At 56.2% G+C, this 18,234-nt stretch carries 18 protein-coding genes, 1 tRNA gene and 1 riboswitch; of the genes, 12 read left to right on the top strand and 7 right to left on the bottom strand.

The genetic code is table 11. The features are described from left to right. Positions 1 to 51: 51 nt before the first annotated feature. Together H1D41_RS06320 and H1D41_RS06315 are read right to left on the bottom strand one after the other, a co-directional pair. Entirely contained in the window at positions 52 to 1,431 is a 1,380-nt protein-coding gene (locus H1D41_RS06320) for a KAP family P-loop NTPase fold protein (protein ID WP_228848098.1), read from the bottom strand. A 258-nt stretch (positions 1,432 to 1,689) separates the two neighbouring features. Then, positions 1,690 to 1,773: transfer RNA gene (locus H1D41_RS06315), tRNA-Tyr, on the bottom strand. Between the two features lie 167 nt (positions 1,774 to 1,940). On the opposite strand from H1D41_RS06315, the gene rlmB reads away from it, so the two are divergent. Next, on the top strand, positions 1,941 to 2,720 hold the full coding sequence (gene rlmB / locus H1D41_RS06310) for a 23S rRNA (guanosine(2251)-2'-O)-methyltransferase RlmB (RefSeq protein WP_228848097.1): 780 nt from the start codon (positions 1,941 to 1,943) through the stop codon (positions 2,718 to 2,720). 173 nt (positions 2,721 to 2,893) lie between these two features. Here rlmB and H1D41_RS06305 read toward each other — a convergent pair whose 3' ends face one another. Continuing rightward, the gene (locus H1D41_RS06305; RefSeq protein ID WP_228848096.1) at positions 2,894 to 4,150 is read right to left on the bottom strand and encodes an NAD(P)/FAD-dependent oxidoreductase; all 1,257 of its coding nucleotides are present in this window, start codon (positions 4,148 to 4,150) and stop codon (positions 2,894 to 2,896) included. 303 nt (positions 4,151 to 4,453) lie between these two features. Then, a riboswitch (TPP riboswitch) is annotated at positions 4,454 to 4,573 on the top strand. Between the two features lie 118 nt (positions 4,574 to 4,691). Between H1D41_RS06305 and thiC the strand changes: the two genes are divergently transcribed. The 6 genes from thiC to thiD are packed head-to-tail and all read left to right on the top strand — an operon-like array spanning position 4,692 to position 9,727. Next, positions 4,692 to 6,503 (top strand): phosphomethylpyrimidine synthase ThiC, encoded by a 1,812-nt coding sequence (gene thiC / locus H1D41_RS06300; RefSeq protein ID WP_228848095.1) that lies wholly within the window; start codon positions 4,692 to 4,694, stop codon positions 6,501 to 6,503. After that, a complete protein-coding gene (locus tag H1D41_RS06295; protein ID WP_228848094.1) occupies positions 6,500 to 7,447 on the top strand; it encodes an FAD-dependent oxidoreductase in 948 nt (315 codons plus the stop codon). The genes thiC and H1D41_RS06295 overlap by 4 nt, the downstream gene beginning before the upstream one ends. After that, a complete protein-coding gene (thiS, locus tag H1D41_RS06290; protein ID WP_228848093.1) occupies positions 7,444 to 7,644 on the top strand; it encodes a sulfur carrier protein ThiS in 201 nt (66 codons plus the stop codon). Before H1D41_RS06295 ends, thiS begins: the two co-directional genes overlap by 4 nt. Positions 7,645 to 7,647: 3 nt before the next feature. Next, the gene (locus H1D41_RS06285; protein ID WP_228848092.1) at positions 7,648 to 8,415 is read left to right on the top strand and encodes a thiazole synthase; all 768 of its coding nucleotides are present in this window, start codon (positions 7,648 to 7,650) and stop codon (positions 8,413 to 8,415) included. Next, positions 8,415 to 9,005 (top strand): thiamine phosphate synthase, encoded by a 591-nt coding sequence (locus tag H1D41_RS06280; protein WP_228848091.1) that lies wholly within the window; start codon positions 8,415 to 8,417, stop codon positions 9,003 to 9,005. The genes H1D41_RS06285 and H1D41_RS06280 overlap by 1 nt, the downstream gene beginning before the upstream one ends. Further along, positions 9,002 to 9,727 carry a bifunctional hydroxymethylpyrimidine kinase/phosphomethylpyrimidine kinase gene (thiD, locus tag H1D41_RS06275; RefSeq protein WP_228848090.1) on the top strand — a complete coding sequence of 242 codons (726 nt, stop codon included), beginning with the start codon at positions 9,002 to 9,004 and terminating at the stop codon, positions 9,725 to 9,727. The genes H1D41_RS06280 and thiD overlap by 4 nt, the downstream gene beginning before the upstream one ends. A 33-nt stretch (positions 9,728 to 9,760) precedes the next feature. Here the strand turns inward: thiD and H1D41_RS06270 are convergent, their stop codons facing one another. Next, positions 9,761 to 10,198, bottom strand: a complete 438-nt coding sequence (locus H1D41_RS06270) for a tellurite resistance TerB family protein (RefSeq protein WP_107497660.1) — start codon at positions 10,196 to 10,198, stop codon at positions 9,761 to 9,763. 104 nt (positions 10,199 to 10,302) lie between these two features. Next, positions 10,303 to 10,755, bottom strand: a complete 453-nt coding sequence (locus H1D41_RS06265; protein WP_228848089.1) for a cupin domain-containing protein — start codon at positions 10,753 to 10,755, stop codon at positions 10,303 to 10,305. Positions 10,756 to 10,861: 106 nt separating this feature from the next. On the opposite strand from H1D41_RS06265, the gene H1D41_RS06260 reads away from it, so the two are divergent. Then, positions 10,862 to 11,761: a LysR family transcriptional regulator gene (locus H1D41_RS06260; protein WP_228848088.1), complete on the top strand. Its 900-nt coding sequence runs from the start codon at positions 10,862 to 10,864 to the stop codon at positions 11,759 to 11,761. 110 nt (positions 11,762 to 11,871) lie between these two features. Further along, complete coding sequence (locus H1D41_RS06255; RefSeq protein WP_228848087.1) at positions 11,872 to 13,521, top strand: lysine--tRNA ligase; 1,650 nt, start codon at positions 11,872 to 11,874, stop codon at positions 13,519 to 13,521. Positions 13,522 to 13,573: 52 nt separating this feature from the next. On the opposite strand, the gene H1D41_RS06250 is transcribed toward H1D41_RS06255, so the two are convergent. Next, positions 13,574 to 14,212 (bottom strand): 2-hydroxychromene-2-carboxylate isomerase, encoded by a 639-nt coding sequence (locus H1D41_RS06250; RefSeq protein ID WP_228848086.1) that lies wholly within the window; start codon positions 14,210 to 14,212, stop codon positions 13,574 to 13,576. Between the two features lie 161 nt (positions 14,213 to 14,373). Between H1D41_RS06250 and H1D41_RS06245 the strand changes: the two genes are divergently transcribed. Together H1D41_RS06245 and H1D41_RS06240 are read left to right on the top strand one after the other, a co-directional pair. Beyond that, positions 14,374 to 16,662, top strand: coding sequence for a glycosyl hydrolase family 28-related protein (locus tag H1D41_RS06245; RefSeq protein ID WP_228848085.1), 2,289 nt, complete (start codon positions 14,374 to 14,376; stop codon positions 16,660 to 16,662). Positions 16,663 to 16,776: 114 nt separating this feature from the next. Further along, positions 16,777 to 17,121: an antibiotic biosynthesis monooxygenase family protein gene (locus tag H1D41_RS06240; RefSeq protein WP_107497665.1), complete on the top strand. Its 345-nt coding sequence runs from the start codon at positions 16,777 to 16,779 to the stop codon at positions 17,119 to 17,121. Between the two features lie 3 nt (positions 17,122 to 17,124). On the opposite strand, the gene H1D41_RS06235 is transcribed toward H1D41_RS06240, so the two are convergent. Further along, positions 17,125 to 17,517: a hypothetical protein gene (locus H1D41_RS06235; RefSeq protein WP_228848084.1), complete on the bottom strand. Its 393-nt coding sequence runs from the start codon at positions 17,515 to 17,517 to the stop codon at positions 17,125 to 17,127. A 148-nt stretch (positions 17,518 to 17,665) separates the two neighbouring features. Here H1D41_RS06235 and H1D41_RS18480 point away from each other — a divergent pair, with 148 nt between their 5' ends. Further along, complete coding sequence (locus H1D41_RS18480) at positions 17,666 to 18,091, top strand: TFIIB-type zinc ribbon-containing protein (protein WP_394355393.1); 426 nt, start codon at positions 17,666 to 17,668, stop codon at positions 18,089 to 18,091. The last annotated feature ends 143 nt before the right edge of the window (positions 18,092 to 18,234 follow it).

The following is an 18,234-nucleotide window of genomic DNA, read 5'->3' as shown; positions in this document are numbered from 1 at the left end:
ATAAGGTTTGAGGGCGCTTTTATCCTAGGGGGTCTGCCGGGGCAATGGGGGTTAGATATTCAGTGAAAACGTCGCTAAAGTACGATTGTAAATTTTGGGAAGAAAACTGGTTCTCAGATGTTTGTTCGCGTTGTCAACTCCCACCCCATTGAATGCTCCGCTAAATTCATCCGTCAAAGTTGTTCCGGGATCCTGTGTCAGTTTGGCAACCCAATACATGTGACCACGCTCATCACTAAACGCAGATTTGTCTCGCTCAGAAATGCCAAAGTACCGACATACATTTTCCACCCCAGCCTCAGATGATAACATGTCTCTGAGCAGTGTAGGATTGGCAACCTTTAGAATGGTCATCATTGCGAGCGCCGTCATTTCCAGCTCGTGAATAAAGTTGGTGTCCGAGCAAACTGCGACGCTCGCGATGATTTTTTGAATGTCTCTTAGAGATGGCTCAAATTCAGCGGGAATTCTACCAAGCAACATTAGGATCCTTGCGTGCATCCAGGAATCACCCTCATGCATTTTTCGTTGCAACGTTTCATAATACACAGGAAGGCCACCTCCTCTAGAATTTGTTGACGCCGAGAAATTCAACTCAACATGCACAAATTTCTGCAAATACCGCGCCGCATCGATCCCCTGCCCATAGCGCGCCTTCACCGAGTTCTCTAACTCCTTCAAGTTCACACCCAGCACAAAATGCACGCCATCCAGGGCGAAGAAGTGCTTCATCACCTCCAACATCGACAGCGCATAATCCGGACGGCAGCGGTCTAACTCGTCGATGATAATGACCAGCTTTTTTGTCGGCATGCCATCGTTTGGCTCAGTCAACGCTGTCAAAGCGAGGCGAAACTCTTGCATCGCGGCTAGTTTGCTTGTCTCCCGCGCCCAGAATTTCTCCGAAAGCTTTTCAATTTCTTCAGCCGTTTTACCTATGAGCGCATCACCGACAGCCGCCGTGGCTTCTGAAGCTCCGGCAGTGCCCACAGCCAGCGCGACACGCGCAAAAGGCTTTCCAAACCTGAACAGCGCCGTTTTGACCTTTTGCATTTTGCCCGGCTCTTGGGTTTCCCCAAGCCGGGCTATCAAAGAGGCAAGCGGATCATCCAGAAAATCATGTTCAAAGGCGTCGAAGTAAATCACGTCGGCTTTGCCGTCATTCTCAATCTGATGCGCACCACACCAGAGTTTCAGAAACTGGGATTTTCCACTGCCCCATGAACCATCCAGCGCAATCACTGTCGGGCTTTCCAAGCGGTCAACAAGATCTGAAAGCTTCTTGCCGGTCGCGCTTCGATCCAGAAAGTCGATCTGTTCCACACCTTCAGTTGTCGGTTCGCCGTTCCCATCCAGTTTGTATGTGAACCCACGTGAACCTGGCTCAAAATCAGGTTCTTTAGGCGTCAGGCGAATTCCGGCTTTGGTCATGTTTATGCTCCAATAACTTTTTCTTAACCCGCACAGCCTCCCGCGTCGGACCGCACGGGTCAAGGATGGAAAGCCTGACCTTGCCCCTGTTTAAAGAGTTTAAACTTCGATCCTCCGGCGCATTAAAGATTTTAAAGAAACCGGCACATCCACGGACATCACCATCCTCTGCCAGACGGATGACGAGGGGAGGGGGCGACGCGAAAAGGAGCGCCCTGCCTAAGCAGTTATATCAAATCGCGGAGAGTGTTAGGAGGTTGGTGGGCGACCCTGGAATCGAACCAGGCGTGAGTCGCCTCGAGGGAGTTACAGTCCCCTGCCACACCTTGCGGCCTGTCGCCCAACCTGTCGCCGGATCTATAGTTACCGGCGGGGGGCGTCAACAGGAAAACGCAGATTTTTTGGCAAAATTTCACAACAAATGTCTGCTTGCGTCCGGCGGCGACAGGGTTCATTTTAGCCAGCGGTATTCAGGCGGTGTTCCAAGACCGCAAATCAGGGGTCAGACGATGATAAAGCCAAAATGGGTTGTTGAGAAAGAACAGGCGCGCCGCGCTTCCGCGCAGGAGACGCTGTGGCTGTTTGGCCTTCATGCTGTGCGGGATGCGCTTTTGAACCCGGAGCGGGAAAAGCTGCGGCTGGTTGTGACGAAGAATGCGTATGACAAGCTGGCGGAAGATATTGCCAAAAGCGGGATTGAGCCAGAGATGACCGATCCGCGCAAATTTGACGTGCCGCTGGACAAGCAATCCGTGCATCAGGGGGCAGCACTTGAGGTGAAGCCACTGAACTGGGGCAGCATTGACGAATGTTGCATGGCGGCGGATGGCCAGGTGCCGCGTTTGCTGCTGCTTGATCGTGTGACGGATCCACATAACGTCGGTGCGATCCTGCGGTCTGCGGAAGTGTTCGGGGCCCGCGCCGTGATTGCGCCACACCGCCATTCTGCACCAGAAACCGGGGCGCTTGCGAAAACTGCGTCCGGTGCGCTGGAACGTCAGCCGTATCTGCGGGTGAAGAACCTGGCGGACACGATGGAACACCTTCGCAAGATGGGTTACATCCTGTTGGGTCTGGATGGCACGGCTGAGATGACCATTGAAGAGGCCTCAGCGCAATACAGTGGCCGTCCGGTGGCGCTTGTTCTGGGCGCTGAAGGGCCGGGGCTGCGGGAACGTACGAAAGAAACCTGCGATCATCTGGTAAAGGTCGATTTTGCGGGTGGCTTCGGATCGCTGAACGTTTCAAACGCAGCGGCTGTCGGGCTGTATGCGGTGACCAAAGGCTAAGGCGTCCAGGCGGATATCTGCACAGGATTTTCACGAAGCGGTTACAAACCCTTCCTATCCTCAGATTCGTACCTAAATGTATGAGAGGAAGCACGATTGGAACATCCGCTTCCCTCTGTCCCTCGTTCCACCCTGGCGCCCGTTTCCCCCACGGGCGCCTTTTTCTTTTCAGCTTACGTCCGGCGGGCGTCTGTCATGTGGGTCGCGATGGCACCTGCACGATAATATGCCGCCATAAGACCCGCGCGTTTTTCGCGATACTGCGTTACTGGTGAGACGGGGAGGACAGAACTGTCGGCTTTCAGAACCCAGTCTCCGGCGGCTTTGCCAAAGACTGTGCCCGGCCCGATGCCCCGGCCTGAATAACCAAAGATCGAGATTTTTGTGTCACCGGTCTGAAGGATCTTCGGGACGTGATCACTGGTCATTGCGATGCGCCCATGCAGGGCGGTCGCCATGCTGCGGCCTTCCAGTTGTGGGAAAATGCTGATCATCTTACGGGCCGCCCATTTCAGATGGGTGGTTTCGCCAATACCATCCATCTGTCCGACGCCACCAATGATCATGCGTCCTGCGGCATCCAGCCGGAAAGACGACATGACCATCGCTGTATCCCAGCACCCTTCGCGTCCGGGCAGGATGGTTTTCAGAAGGTCGGCGGGCAGGGGATCGGTTGCGGCCTGCATGTAATAGACGGGGGTATAGCGTGGGCTGTCAGGCCTGGTTTCATAGGCGTTGGTGGCCTCGATCACATGCTTCGCACGGACAGAACCTTCGCGGGTGCGCAGATGCCATGCGTTCTGATCCTGATCCATCGTGGTGACTTCGCTGTCCTCAAACAGCTGTGCCCCGGCTTTATCAGCTGCGACAGCAAGGCCCCGGGCATAGGCCAGCGGCTGAATTGTACCCGCGCGGGCGTCATGTAGGGCACCGGCGAAACGATCAGAGCCGATGCGTTCTGCGGCCTCTTCGGGGGACAGAAGTGAGACAGGGGCTTTGCGGGCTTTTTGCTGGACAAAGCGGTTTTCCAGATCGGCAAAACCTTTTGCGCTATGGGCGCAATGCAGGGTGCCGGTTTTTGTCAACTCACACTTAATGCCGTGTTTTTCAATCAGCGCCATGACATAGGCGGGCGCACCGGCCAGGGTGGCGTTCAGCTTTTTGCCATCGGTTTCACCGATCAGGGCTTCGACTTCATCCGGTGGGGTCCAGAGCCCGGCGTTGACCAGGCCAACATTGCGGCCAGACCCGCCGTAACCCATGGTGCGGGCTTCCAGCAAGACAACGGATTTCCCGGCTTCTGCCAGATGCAGTGCTGCAGACAGCCCGGTGTAGCCGCCGCCAATGATCGCAACATCCGCCTGAATGTCGGCTTCCAGTCGTGCATAGGGTCCGCACGTCGGAGCTGTAACCGCCCAGAGGTTTTCCATCCGTTTCTCCCATAGTATGAGGTGGGTGATGCATATCACCCGGGACAGGAATAGCCTGAATACTTCACAACAAAAAAGCGGTTTTTCTGTCAGTAGGTATGAGTTTTCCGCATGTGAGTGAGGCAAGCCGTGCGGGTGCGTTATTTTGTGAGTGCTTGGTGTGATGTTGATATTTTCGATTTTTATCAGTGCCTTGCTGTATCTTGTTTGTGTGGTTGCTTCTGCTTTCTGACAGCATTTTCCACCTTCTGCCGTCTGGCCTTATCATTTTCTCTTGCTACGGCCAGATGAACGCACTACCCAAAAAGAACGCAGGGGAGTCCCAGAGAGGGACTGAGAGGCGAATAGCAGCGTGCTGCACTGTCGCGACCCTTTGAACCTGACCCAGTTGACACTGGCGTAGGAAGCACAGGATCGCACGACCAGGCTGATCACCTGAAGACTGCGCGCCGAAGATAAAGGGAGCCCCCGGAAGGCTGCCTTTGCCTCCTCCCCACACTCATCTGGTGTCTTCTTTGCTATGAGCCTGAGGAGCGCCAAAATGAATATACCCAACCCGAAAATCACCACAGGTGGTCTGCCTGCCGCGCGTAAGATCTATGTGCCGGGGGAAATCTACCAGGATATCCGCGTGCCGATGCGCGAAATTGCTGTGCATCCCACCGCTGGTGAGCCGCCGCTGCCGGTCTATGACAGCTCTGGTGTTTACACGGATCCGGATGTGCAGATTGATATCCGCAAGGGCCTGCCGCAACTGCGCCGCGCCTGGATCCTCGCCCGTGGTGATGTGGAAGAATATGAGGGCCGTGAAATTCAGGCCGCTGATAACGGATTTGTCGAAGGTGATCGTCTGACGCCGGAATTCCCTGTAAAACCGCGCCCGCTGCGCAGCAAGGATGGCAAGGCCGTGACCCAGCTTGCCTATGCCCGCGCGGGCATTGTTACGCCTGAGATGGAATTCATTGCCATCCGCGAAAACCAGCTGCGCGAGGCTGCAACAGAGGTGCGTGATGGCAATGACTGGGGGGCAAATATCCCCGACTATGTGACACCGGAATTCGTACGTGATGAGGTTGCCGCAGGCCGCGCGATCATCCCATCAAATATCAACCACCCTGAATCAGAGCCGATGATCATCGGGCGCAACTTTCTGGTGAAGATCAACGCCAATATGGGCACATCAGCCGTGACGTCCTCCATGGAGGAAGAAGTTGATAAAATGGTCTGGTCGATCCGCTGGGGCGCGGACACGGTTATGGATCTTTCCACCGGCCGTAACATCCACAACACCCGCGAATGGATTGTGCGCAATTCACCGGTGCCCATCGGAACCGTGCCGATGTATCAGGCGCTGGAAAAGGTGAACGGCATTGCCGAGGATCTGACCTGGGAAGTCTTCCGCGACACACTGATTGAACAGGCGGAACAGGGCGTGGATTACTTCACAATCCATGCCGGTGTGCGTCTGCATATGGTGCCCATGACCGTTGAACGCGTGACAGGGATTGTGTCCCGTGGCGGTTCTATCATGGCGAAATGGTGTCTGCATCATCACCGCGAAAGCTTTCTCTATGAACATTTCGATGAGATCTGCGACATCTGCCGTCAGTATGACGTGGCGTTCAGCCTTGGCGATGGTCTGCGCCCTGGTTCCATTGCGGATGCCAATGATGAAGCACAATTTGCTGAACTTGAAACTCTGGGCGAGCTGACCAAAATCGCCTGGGCGAAGGATTGTCAGGTGATGATCGAAGGGCCGGGCCATGTGGCCATGCATAAGATCAAAGAGAACATGGATAAGCAGCTGGAGTGCTGTGATGAGGCGCCGTTCTATACGCTTGGGCCGCTGACCACGGATATTGCGCCGGGCTATGACCATATCACGTCGGGCATTGGGGCCGCGATGATCGGTTGGTTCGGCTGTGCGATGCTGTGTTACGTGACGCCGAAGGAACATCTGGGTCTGCCGGACCGGGATGATGTGAAAACCGGGGTGATCACCTATAAGATCGCAGCCCATGCGGCGGATCTGGCAAAGGGGTTGCCCGGGGCACAGCGGCGCGATGATGCGCTGTCGCGTGCGCGGTTTGAATTCCGCTGGGAAGATCAGTTCAACCTGTCGCTGGACCCGGATACTGCGCGGGAATTCCACGATCAGACCCTGCCGAAAGAAGCCCATAAGGTTGCGCATTTCTGTTCCATGTGCGGGCCGAAGTTTTGCTCCATGCGGATTTCCCATGACATCCGGGCAGAGGCACAGAAAGAAGGTATGGAAGCCATGGCTGAAAAGTTCCGTGTGGGGGGAGAACTTTATATGCCGCTTGAGGAACCAGCCCTTGAGGCGGGCGAATGATCACTATCGCAGGGGCCGGTGTTGCCGGCCTCGCCTGTGGGTATGAACTGGCCAAACGCGGGGAAAAGGTGCGGATCTTTGACCGCGCCCCAGGGCTTGCAGGCAATGGCTGTTCCTGGTTTGCCGGGGGGATGCTTGCCCCCTGGTGCGAAGGCGAAACCGCAGAACCTGAGGTCGTGCGCCTTGGCGCTGGTGCCATCAACTGGTGGGCGCAGTTCACCCCGGTCACGCGGCGCGGCACGCTGGTTGTCGCCCCGCCGCGTGATCAGGCGGAACTTGCCCGTTTTGCCCGCCGTACCGAACGGCACCGTAGCGTGAGCGGGGATGAGATCGGCCATCTGGAGGGGGCTTTGTCCGGACGGTTCAGCAGTGGATTGTTCTTTGAGGACGAAGCCCATCTTGATCCGCGCCAGGCCCTTACGGATCTGGTGAATGCGGTAAAAAGTCTGGGCGTTGAGATTCTCTGGGATACCCAGGCACCGGATCGCGTTGATGTGGATTGCCGGGGCATGCACGCACATCTGCCTGGCTTGCGGGCTGTGCGCGGGGAAATGGCGCTGATCCATGCGCCGGATGTTCATCTGACCCGGACCGTCCGTCTGCTGCATCCGCGCGTGCCGGTCTATGTCGTTCCGCGCGGGGACGGTTATTACATGCTGGGTGCGACCATGGTTGAATCGGATGCCCCTGGCCCGGTGACGATACGCGCGATGCTGGAACTTCTGGGTGCGGCATTTGCACTGCATCCGGGTTTTGCAGAGGCGCAGATTGTGGAAACCGGCAGTGGTTTGCGCCCGGCGTTTGACGACAACATCCCGCGGGTTCAATGGCGGGGCGAGACATTGCATGTGAACGGGTTCTACCGTCACGGCTTTCTGATAGCGCCCGCACTTGCGCGTGCGGCGGCTGCACATCTTTCACCTCAGAGACAAGAGGCATCATGAAACAGATCATTGTAAATGCGGAAGAAATCAGCGTGTCAGCTGACACGGTTGAAGCCGCGCTGAGCGAACTTGACTACACGACGCCCAGCATAGCCACCGCGCTGAACGGATTGTTTATCCCGCGGGAACTTCGTGCGGGGGCGGTCCTGAAAGACGGAGACCGGCTGGAAATCCTCGCGCCAATGCAGGGGGGGTGAGGGATGCTGATTTACGGAACAGAAATATCCTCGCGCCTGCTTTTGGGAACCGCACAATATCCTTCACCCAAAGTGTTGAAAGATGCGATTTCTGCCAGTCACTGCGACATTATCACGGTATCCCTGCGTCGCGAAAGCAGCGCCGGGTCTGGGGCAGGGTTCTGGGACAGGCTGCGCGATCTGAATGTGCAAATTCTGCCCAATACAGCGGGTTGTCACACCGCTGGTGAGGCGATCACCACCGCCCATATGGCGCGGGAAATCTTTGGCACGACCTGGATCAAACTGGAGGTCATCGGTCATTCGGATACGCTGCAGCCCGATGTGTTTGGCCTTGTTGAGGCGGCACAGGAACTAACCAGGGAAGGGTTTCAGGTCTTCCCGTATACCACCGATGATCTGGTGGTCGGGGAAAAGCTGATTGCGGCGGGCTGTGAGGTTCTGATGCCCTGGGGCGCGCCGATTGGGTCAGGTCAGGGGTTGCGCAACCCGGACGCGCTGCGGTCTATGCGGGCGCATTTTCCGGAGTTGCCGCTGATTGTTGATGCCGGTATCGGGCGGCCATCTGATGCGGCCCGTGCGATGGAACTGGGTTGTGATGCGGTTCTGTTGAACACTGCCGTCGCCAAAGCTGGTGATCCTGCGGTGATGGCGCAGGCCATGGCGCAGGCGGTCGAGGCCGGGCGTCGGGGATATCTGGCCGACCCTATGCCAAAACGCGATATGGCCGTGCCATCCACCCCGGTATTCGGCATTGCGGAGCTTGCATAATGGAACGTTTTTATCTGATCACAGGTCACGTCAGCCTGCTGGAACTTCTGGTGCCTCAGGGCGTGAGGTTGGTGCAGTTGCGCATTAAGGATGAACCGGAAGCCGAGGTCCGCCGTCAGATCGCCCGCGCGCGCGATATTTGCGCGGTGCATGGGGCGCAGCTGGTGGTGAATGATTACTGGCAGGCGGCGCTGGATCTGAATTGTAATTTTGTTCATCTCGGACAGGAAGATATGGAAACTGCCGACTTTGCAGCTTTGCGCCGGGCCGGTATTCAATACGGGCTGTCTACCCATGATGAGAAAGAACTGGATCGCGCCCTTTCTTATGATCCTGCCTATGTTGCCCTGGGGCCGGTCTATGAAACCCTGTTGAAGAAAATGAAATGGGCGCCGCAGGGGCTGGAACGCGTGACGCGCTGGAAAGCCATGGCAGGGAAGACGCCATTGGTTGCGATCGGCGGGTTAACCCTGGAACGTGCGCCGGGTGTGTTGCAGGCCGGGGCGGATTCCGTTGCGGTCGTTACCGATGTCATGCAGGCGAAATACCCGGAAGCGCGGGTGCGGGAATGGCTTGAGGTCTGTCGGTGACTGTCATTCTGGCCATTGGCGGGACAGACAGCAGTGGCGGGGCGGGGATCAGCCGGGACGTTACAGCGGCCGCGCAACTGGGCGTGATGGTGCGGCCGGTTGTTACCTGCGTGACAGCGCAGACGGATCAGGCGGTGGAGGCCGTGCATGCGGTGCCAACAGATCTGATTGGGAGGCAAATGCAGGCGGCGCTGGGCGATGCAAAGGTCGGGGCGGTGAAGATCGGCATGGTTGGGGCAGGCGAGGTGGCATCTGCCATTGCGCAGATGCTGGAAGGTTGCGATCTGCCAGTGATCTTTGATCCGGTGATAAGGGCAAGTTCCGGCGGTATGCTGAGTGACAAGATGGGGTTAAGCCCGATTGTCACCAGGGCAGAACTGGTGACGCCGAACCTGGATGAGGCAGCCTGGCTAAGCGGCGAGAAAACTGAGGATCTCAACCGGCAGGCCCTGCTTGTGCGGGGGCACGGCACATGTGCTGTGCTGGTGAAGGGCGGGCATGGAGCAGGTGAGAACAGCTGTGATGTTCTGTTTCTGGGTGATCGGCAGTTGTCTTTTTGTGGACCGCGTCTGACCCAAAGCAGGCGGGGCACGGGCTGTACGCTTGCCACCTATATCGCCTGTTTCCGGGCGCTGGGGCTTGATCTTCCTGCCGCCTGCGGACGGGCACGGGAGATGGTGCAGGATTACATCTCGACCGGACATGAAAAAAGCCGCCTCTGAAACAGGGCGGCTTTTCGCGATGTCGTTACGGGTTTAAGCCCCGGTGGGCAGAACCATGTGACGGGCACGTGCGCCGCGTTCAATCGCTGCGCCATGCAGACGGTCGATGTCCAGCTCGTAGCGGATCTCTGCCAGCATGCGCAATTCGCCCTCTTTCAGGCGGCCATCGGCGGCAGCCACATCACAGGCCAGCGCATAAGCGGTTTCAAACAGAACCTCTGGCAAGGCGTCTTTCACGAGGCCAAACAGCGCATCCAGCCCGTCTTCCTCAGAAAACAGATCCAGAACGGTTTGGCTGACGGTGCGCAGGCGGTCTGCGTCATAGGTTGCAAAAATAGGCAGGTGATTGACGATACGTTCAATTGTCAGCAGCTCAGGAGTGCCGATGTTTTCGTCTGAGGCGCTTTCGGCGAACATAATCGCAACCAGCGCATCCTGCGGGGTAAAGGAATGTGGGATCTGCTCAGACATCGGGCGTCCTTTTATAACTGTCTTGTGCCTGACTGCAGCATAGGGGCACAGCGCCGGAGGTTCAACTCCCGCGCTGTGCCGGGGACAGGAAACGCAGATGGTGCTTACGTTTCCGGTGTAAAGCGATATTCGATGTCTTCAAACCGCCCGTTTGGGAAGCCATAGGTGAACTTCAGCCCGTCCGGGCCGGCGACCGTGCCGTGTTCCGCATTGCCGGGAATATAGATGGCAACGCCGGGGGTGATCGGATGTTCGACGCCGTCGATGGTGACAATGCCGCTGCCCTCAAGGCCCAGGTAGAATTCGCCCGGATCGTGACGGTGGGGTTTCAGGCGGTGGCCGGGGCCGAATTCTGCGATGCCCAGCACCAGATCACGTTCTGTGGTTTCCGTGCCATTGATCAGGGTGCGCCACTGGACTTCGCCATATGTCGGGTCAGTACCACCGGCGAGCGGGATCTGTGCCGCATTTACCGACAGTGGGGCATGGGGCAGGTTATCAGCGGTCAGATTTTCAAACTCTGAAGAGTCCGGGGCAATTTCGGGCAGATTTGGCATTCTGGACATCCTGTTGCATGGCGTTGTTGTGATCTGAATAGAAGGGTTTCCCCAATTCGCGCAATAAGCTAAAAGTGAATAACATTATACGTTGAGGTTATGATAGATGGAGCGACTCCCCCCGTTTTCCGGTTTGACAGCATTCTATGCTGCGGCACGCCATGGGACGCTGACAGCCGCTGCTGCAGAGTTGAATGTTTCACAACCGGCAGTTTCAAGACGGATCGCGTCACTGGAAGAAGACCTGGGCTGCACTTTGTTTGATCGCAGCCACAAACCTGTGCGAATGACCCAGTATGGCAGGGACCTTTTGAAAGCATTGCACGGTGGGTTCGGACAGATAGAAGCCGCAGTTTCACAGATCCGGCAGAAGGCCGAACAACGAGTGGTGACGATTTCTGCGCCGTCTGGTTTTGTCGGCTTCTGGCTGATTCCGCATCTTGGCGAACTGGAAGACAGCTTCCCTGAGCTGACGATTCGTATCATAAGCCGGGAGTATGGTGAAACCCAGCGTCCCGGTGACATTCTGATCCGCTTTGGCCTGCCTGACGATGGGGTGCAGGGGGAACAGCGCCTGTTGGGGGATGATGTATATCCGGTGGCCAGCCCGCTGTATCTGGAACGGCGTAAGATGTCGTCCGGGCAATATGACATCAATCAGATGACGTTGCTGACAATGGAAGCCGCAAGTACCCATTGGCATGATTGGCCGGGCTGGTTTGAAAATGCGGGGCAGGCGGTGCCGCGGAAGGCGCGTACGCTTGATTTTAACTCTTACGCGATGGTTGTGAACGCCGGGCTTGCGGGGCAGGGTGTGTGCCTGTGCTGGGACGGGGTTCTGGACAGTTTCCTTGAGACAGGCGCATTGCAACGCCTGCGCGGGCCTGCTGTCATATCTGCGCGGGGGTATTTTGCCGCGGCGCGGGATGGTCTGGCTGCGGGGGAAGACGTTCAGAAAATTCTGGGCTGGATCGTGGAAAAGGGCCGCAAAAACACTGCGCAATAAGGTGCTGTTTCTTGACTTACGCCGCAGTTGCAACATAGAGAGACCGGATGGGTGGCACTGGGCCACCGCTTGATGATGTGCCCCGATAAACGGGCCGGATGGAGAACACGATGTCTGAACTGCGCGATACCGCGATGCAAAGCAAAGCCTGGCCCTTTGAAGAAGCCCGCCGGGTGCTTAAACGCTTTGCTAAGGGCGCGCCAGAAAAGGGTTATGCGCTGTTTGAAACCGGTTACGGCCCGTCAGGTCTGCCGCATATCGGCACCTTCGGCGAAGTTGCGCGCACGACAATGATTAAGAACGCTTTTGAAGTGATTTCTGACATCCCGACCAAGCTGATCTGTTTTTCCGATGATTTGGATGGGATGCGCAAAGTGCCGTCTAACGTGCCAAACCCGGAAGACCTGGAAGCCTATTTGCAGCGTCCGTTGACATCTGTGCCAGATCCGTTTGGCACCCACGACAGCTTTGGCGATCATAACAACGCGATGCTGTGTCGTTTCCTTGATACCTTTGGCTTTGAATATGAATTCTATTCCGCCAAAGAATTTTATGGCTCTGGTCAGTTTGACGAGGTTCTGAAGCGCGCGGTTGATAAATATGATGATGTGATGGCGGTGATGTTGAAGTCTCTGCGCGAAGAACGCCGCCAGACTTATTCCATCTTCCTGCCGATCCACCCGGAAACCGGCCGCGTGATGTATGTGCCGATGAAAAAGGTCTGTGCCGAAACCTATACGATCACTTTTGACGATGAAAACGGCAAAGAATGGACCCTGCCTGTCACCGGCGGGAATGTGAAATTGCAGTGGAAGCCTGACTTTGGCGCGCGCTGGGCCGCTTTGGGCGTGGATTTTGAGATGTACGGCAAAGATCACAGCACCAACACGCCGATTTATGACAGCATTTGTCGCACGCTGGGCCATCGCGCGCCGGATCACTTTACCTATGAGCTGTTCCTGGACGCCAATGGTCAGAAGATTTCCAAGACCTCTGGCAACGGGATTTCCATTGATGAATGGCTGACCTATGCAAGCGCTGAAAGTCTGTCATATTTCATGTATCTCAAGCCAAAAACTGCAAAGCGGATGCATTTTGATGTGATCCCGAAGGCTGTGGATGAATATCACCAGCAGCTGCGTGCCTTCCATACGCAAGACATGAAAGCACAGCTGAACAACCCGGTCTGGCATATCCACAATGGTGATGTGCCGCAAAGCAATATGGTTGTGCCGTTTGCGATGCTTCTGAACCTGGCGGCGGTTGCCGGGGCTGAGGAAAAAGACCAGCTTTGGGGCTTTATCCAGCGGTATGCGCCTGAGGCCTCTGCTGAAACCCACCCGGATCTGGATCAGGCGGCTGGTTTTGCGGTGCGTTATTACAATGATTTCGTAAAGCCGGAACGTGTGTTCCGCGCGCCATCTGAACAGGAACGTGCAGCGCTTGAGGATCTGGTGACAGCACTGGATGACGGCGATGCTGCACTGGCGATGATTGCGAAGAAAAACGCTGACATGGGCAATGATGATCCGCTGCCCGAGGTGGATTACGCATCTGACGAATTCCTGCAGTCTATCGTTTTTGCAATCGGTAAGAACCACGGGTTTGAACCGCTGCGTGACTGGTTCAAGACACTCTATGAAGTGCTGCTGGGCGCAAGCCAGGGCCCACGTTTTGGGGGCTTCATGGCGCTTTACGGTGTTGAAGAAAGCATTCAGCTGATCCGGGATGGTCTGGATGGCAAGCTTTTGTCTGAGTGATCTGACATAATTTGAATTTGAAAGGCGCGTCTGGGGGTTCAGGCGCGCCTTTTTATTCGGGTGAGGGGCGGAATGGCTGTTTGGTCGCGCGTTCCATCATCTCCAGATGGTCTTGTCCGTAGAACATATCGCCATCCAGCACATAGGTGGGAGAGCCAAAGACCGAACGTGTGATGGCTTCGTCTGTGCAGGCTATGAACCGGGCCTGAATATCCGGGGTGAGGGCGGCTTGGAGCAGGGGTTCCGCATCAAGGCCCGCTGCCTGGCAGGCCCTGGCCAGATCATCGCGCCCGTTGATATTGCCGTCATCCCGCCAATGCATCCCCAGAATTTCGTGGGACAATGCATCTGCATTCAGGCCCTGCGCCTGTGCGGCCAGAACCATGCCGGACGCCAGCGCCTGGGGTTCATCATGCCATTTTGGGCGCGTGTGAATGCAGGGCTGATCCCGATATTCGGCCCAGCGATCAATTTCGCGGCCAAAGAAATATTTCATACGCGCGTCTGAAATGTTCAGGTAGGTGCCGCCATTGGCGGCGGTGATAACCGGAATGAAATCAAAGGGCTTGTGGATGATCCCGCGGCCGGACGCCTTTGCGATGTCTTCCAGCTTCCGCGCGCCAATCCAGGCAAAGGCGGAATGAATAGAGTAGAAATATTCGATTACGGGCGTGTCAGGGTTTTCTGTCATAGGCCAGAGATTTGCATGGCAACACCTGCAGGGCAAGGGGCAGCGTACGGTGGTCTCAGCCTGGGTTAATCGCTTGTTGATACCTCTTTTCGCGTCAGGGCGCGGGCCAGCCGGATCACCGGAAGCTGCCGCCCTTCACGCAATGCGAAAAGGGGTTTGTGATGAATAAAGCAGTGACAGACGGGCTTGTCCTGATGCCGCCGAAGTTCCGGGGTGGGCTTGATGTCTGGTCTTCAGGCGATGGCACGCCGGGGTCCGATACCTATAACACCAGCCCAACTGCGGCTTTTGTACCGGCCGATGCAGATTTCAGCGGCTGCCTTGAGCTGCTGAAACTGTCCGGCACGCAGAAGATCCGCTATATGGGTGAAACGCCGATCCTGCCGGGGTGCTATCTGCAGATTAAAACACGTGTGAAAGTGATCAGCGGTGCGCTGCCTTCTGTGCGGGTGGCTGGCTGGGCCGGGACGGCAGGCAACAGCCATGTGGCGGGGCTTCCTGAAACCGGGCCTTCTGTCACCATCACCGGGCATGGTGAAGTGTTTGAAGTCAGCGCGATTGTCGGCACCGGCACCCGTGGTGGAGTGGACATGCCCTGGGGGCGTGAACCGGTGTACGGTCATTTCGGGATTGATATTACCGGCCCGAATGGTGCGATTGTCCGGGTGGATGACATTCAGATTGAAGACATCAGCAATGTCTTTGTTGGAAAGCGTCTCGACACTGTGGATGTGGTGGATTACGGCGCGATCGGGGATGGTGTTACCGACAATATGGAAGCCTTTGAGGCGGCTGACGCTGCGGCGAACGGGCGCAAAGTGGTCATTCCCGAAGGCAATTACCTATTGTCCGATCATGTGACTTTTGAAAACCCGACACAGTTTACCGGCACGGTGACCATGCCAGCTGATAAACGTCTGACCCTGACCAAAGATTATCATCTACCGGCCTATATTGATGCTTTTGGTGATGAGGTTGAGGCGCTGAAGCGTGCGATTGCGGTGCTTTTCAACTTCTCAGACCATGAATCGCTGGACCTTGGCGGGCGTCAGATCACACTGACGGAACCGATTGATGTGCAGGCGGCGGTTGGCAATAAGACCACCTATAAATCCCGTCGTGTGATCCGCAACGGTATGCTGGACTGTGCGGCTTCGGCTGGTTGGGATGATGAGGTCGTGACCTCGATTGCCACCTATTCTGTTTCAGACAATCTGGTCCTGAGCAATGTTGCGAATATTGCCGCAATCCCGATTGGTGCGCGTGTATCCGGCAATGGTGTTGGTCGTGAGATCTATGTCCGGGAGGTCAATGTCAGCGCCCAGGAAGTCACCTTGTCTCAGCCACTTTATGATGCGGCAGGCACGCAGAACTACACTTTCACGCGACACAAATATGCGCTTGATTTCAGTGGTTTCACGAACCTCAGCCGTTTTGTTCTGTCTGACATCGAATTTCTGCTGTCAAAAAGAGCCAATGGGGTGATGCTGGCAACCGGTGGTCTTGTCTTTCATGTGCGGGATTGCTTCTTTACCCAGCCGAAAGACAAAGGCATCACCTCACCGGGGCGCGGCTGTCAGGGCATGTTAATTGACCGTTGCCAGTTCTTTTCCGGGGAAGGATCCCTCGCGGCGCAGAGCCGTGTTTCGATCGCTTTTAATTCCAACGCGAACGACAATAAGATCCGGGACAATCGTTCAACCCGTTTCGCCCATTTTGGCATTGTGGGCGGCGGCGGCCATATTTTTGCGAACAATCACTGGTTTCAGGGGGATGATTTTCCGGATGGGTTGCGCATGCCGGGCGTGATCATTGCGCTGGGGAATTGTACGACAACATTTGTTGGCAATTATGTGGACAACAGTTTTATTGAGTGGAGCAATGAATACGACAGCCATCCCGGTTTTCAGTCTGAAAACTCATTCGGCGGGCTGACGATTTCGGACAATGTATTTATCGCAAGCAACGTTGCGCCCTGGTTCAACTGGATTGTCGTGAAACCTTATGGCGGGGGGCATTTTATTCACGGTATGAATGTTTCCGGGAATGTCTTTAAGGCCTTAAGCGGGCAGGTGGATCAGGTTGATAAGCTGGATTCAAGCTTTGCCAGCCTTGATTTTGGTCGTTGCCGGAACCTGCGTTGGGAAGGAAATACATATACTGCGGTGACCAAGAAAACCCATAGCCCGGCGATGGTGGAATTCGATCAGGCGACAGACAGCAAAACCTGGACGGTGGATTTCGAACCCCACATGCCTTTTGGCGGACGGGCGCGGAATGTTATGTCGGTGACCGCTGAAGGTGCGATCATGTCGGGCGGATCGCAGGCCACGGATATGCCTTATGTCACACCAGAAACCGGCCCGGATAAGGATCAGGTCAAGGTTACCTGGGCCAATCCATCACGCGGGCGAATTCACGTGGTCGCCCGTGTAGATAATCCAAACTGACGCGACAGGATCAACAGATCTGCCAGCTGGCAGGGGGAGCAGGGCAAAGGGCGCATCACAGCGCCCTTTGTTTTTTTCAGAACCTGTGCGAACCTGTTGGAACAGGAGGAGCTTATGACAGCCAATACGACAGCCAGCGTAGCCATCCGTCCCGGGGAAAACAGTGATCGTCAGACGGTGATTACGACCTTTGAATGTTCTCCGGCCACGTGCCAGGATCTTTTTGAATCCCTGGAAGATGCCTATGCACAGTTCATTTCTCATCAGCCGGGGTTTATCGGCGCCGGGCTTCACGTGAATGACGCCCAGACCCGGATTGCGAATTATTCCCAATGGCGCAGACGGGAAGATTTTCAGGCGATGTTGCGCACACCTGAGATGCGCACACGCAATCGCGCCATGGCCGAACTGTTCAAAGGGTTTGAACCGGTGATGTACGATGTGGGCGCTGTCTTCTGATCGTTAGCCTTCCGGAAACTGTGCCTGGCAGCCTCTGATTTCCAGGGCGGCATCCCGTTCAATACCGGGCATATCCTGCAGCAGGCGCGAGAGTTTGCGTTCTTCTGAACCCACATCAATTGCCACCGGGGTTTCAACCGTGTGGTAAAGAACTTCGTCACAGCGGTAAGTCGTGCCTTCCTCATTCACACAATCCTTCGCCACGGTGTAAGGTACGGATTGCCGGTGAACCGCATAGCCCCGGCTGATGTTTGCGCGGTGATGGCGTATTTCCTGCTGTATCTGATACACATCGCGATTGGCAAAGCTCACGCATTGTTCATAGGGGGTGGCGCAGGCGGCCAGCAGGGGCAGGGTGGCCATGGCTGCCGGGGCGCGCAGATTTCTGAAGTTCATTCTTTTTGCCTTTGTTTTGATGGCCTGACCCTGCGTGGCAGCCACTTGTTATGCAATAACGCCTGCAGATTTCCGCCGGGTGGAAAGCCGTGGGTTGAAAATCACGCCTGGCGTTCCCAGTTTTCTGTCAACAAAGAAGGAGAAATAGATGCAATGTCCGGTGGATGGCGCGCAGCTGGTGATCACAGAACGTCAGGGGGTAGAGATTGATTATTGCCCACAGTGCCGGGGTGTCTGGCTGGATCGCGGTGAGCTTGATAAAATCATTGACCGTACTGCATTTGAGGCTGGGCCTGCCCCGGAACTTGCGAACCCAGAACCTGTTGCACCGCCACCGCCTCCCTCGTCACGTGACACACGCCTCGAACGCCAACGCGAGGATCATCAAGAGGATGCGCGTCGTGAATACCGCTCGCAGGATGAGGATCGGAACCGGGAAGACCGCAGGCGTGACCGGGGTGATGAGCGGCGCTATGAAGATGAAGACCGCTACCGGGGTAAAAAAGACAAATATTACCGGAAGAAAAAGAAAAGCCGGGTGGCTGATTTTCTTGAGGACATTTTTGATTTTTGAAAATCGGACAGGTTAAAAAATGTAAAGGGGCCGCTGTTTCAGCGGCCCCTACATTTTTTAGGGTAATGGAAGTGGCGGCGGTGGCGGCGGTGGCGGCGGTGGCGGCGGTGGCGGCGGTGGCGGCGGTGGCGGCGGTGGCGGCG

The organism is Halocynthiibacter styelae (genome assembly GCF_016123485.1).
GTDB lineage: Bacteria > Pseudomonadota > Alphaproteobacteria > Rhodobacterales > Rhodobacteraceae > Halocynthiibacter > Halocynthiibacter styelae.
Note: the sequence above shows the minus strand (reverse complement) of the source record. Positions and strands in the feature narration are given on the sequence as shown.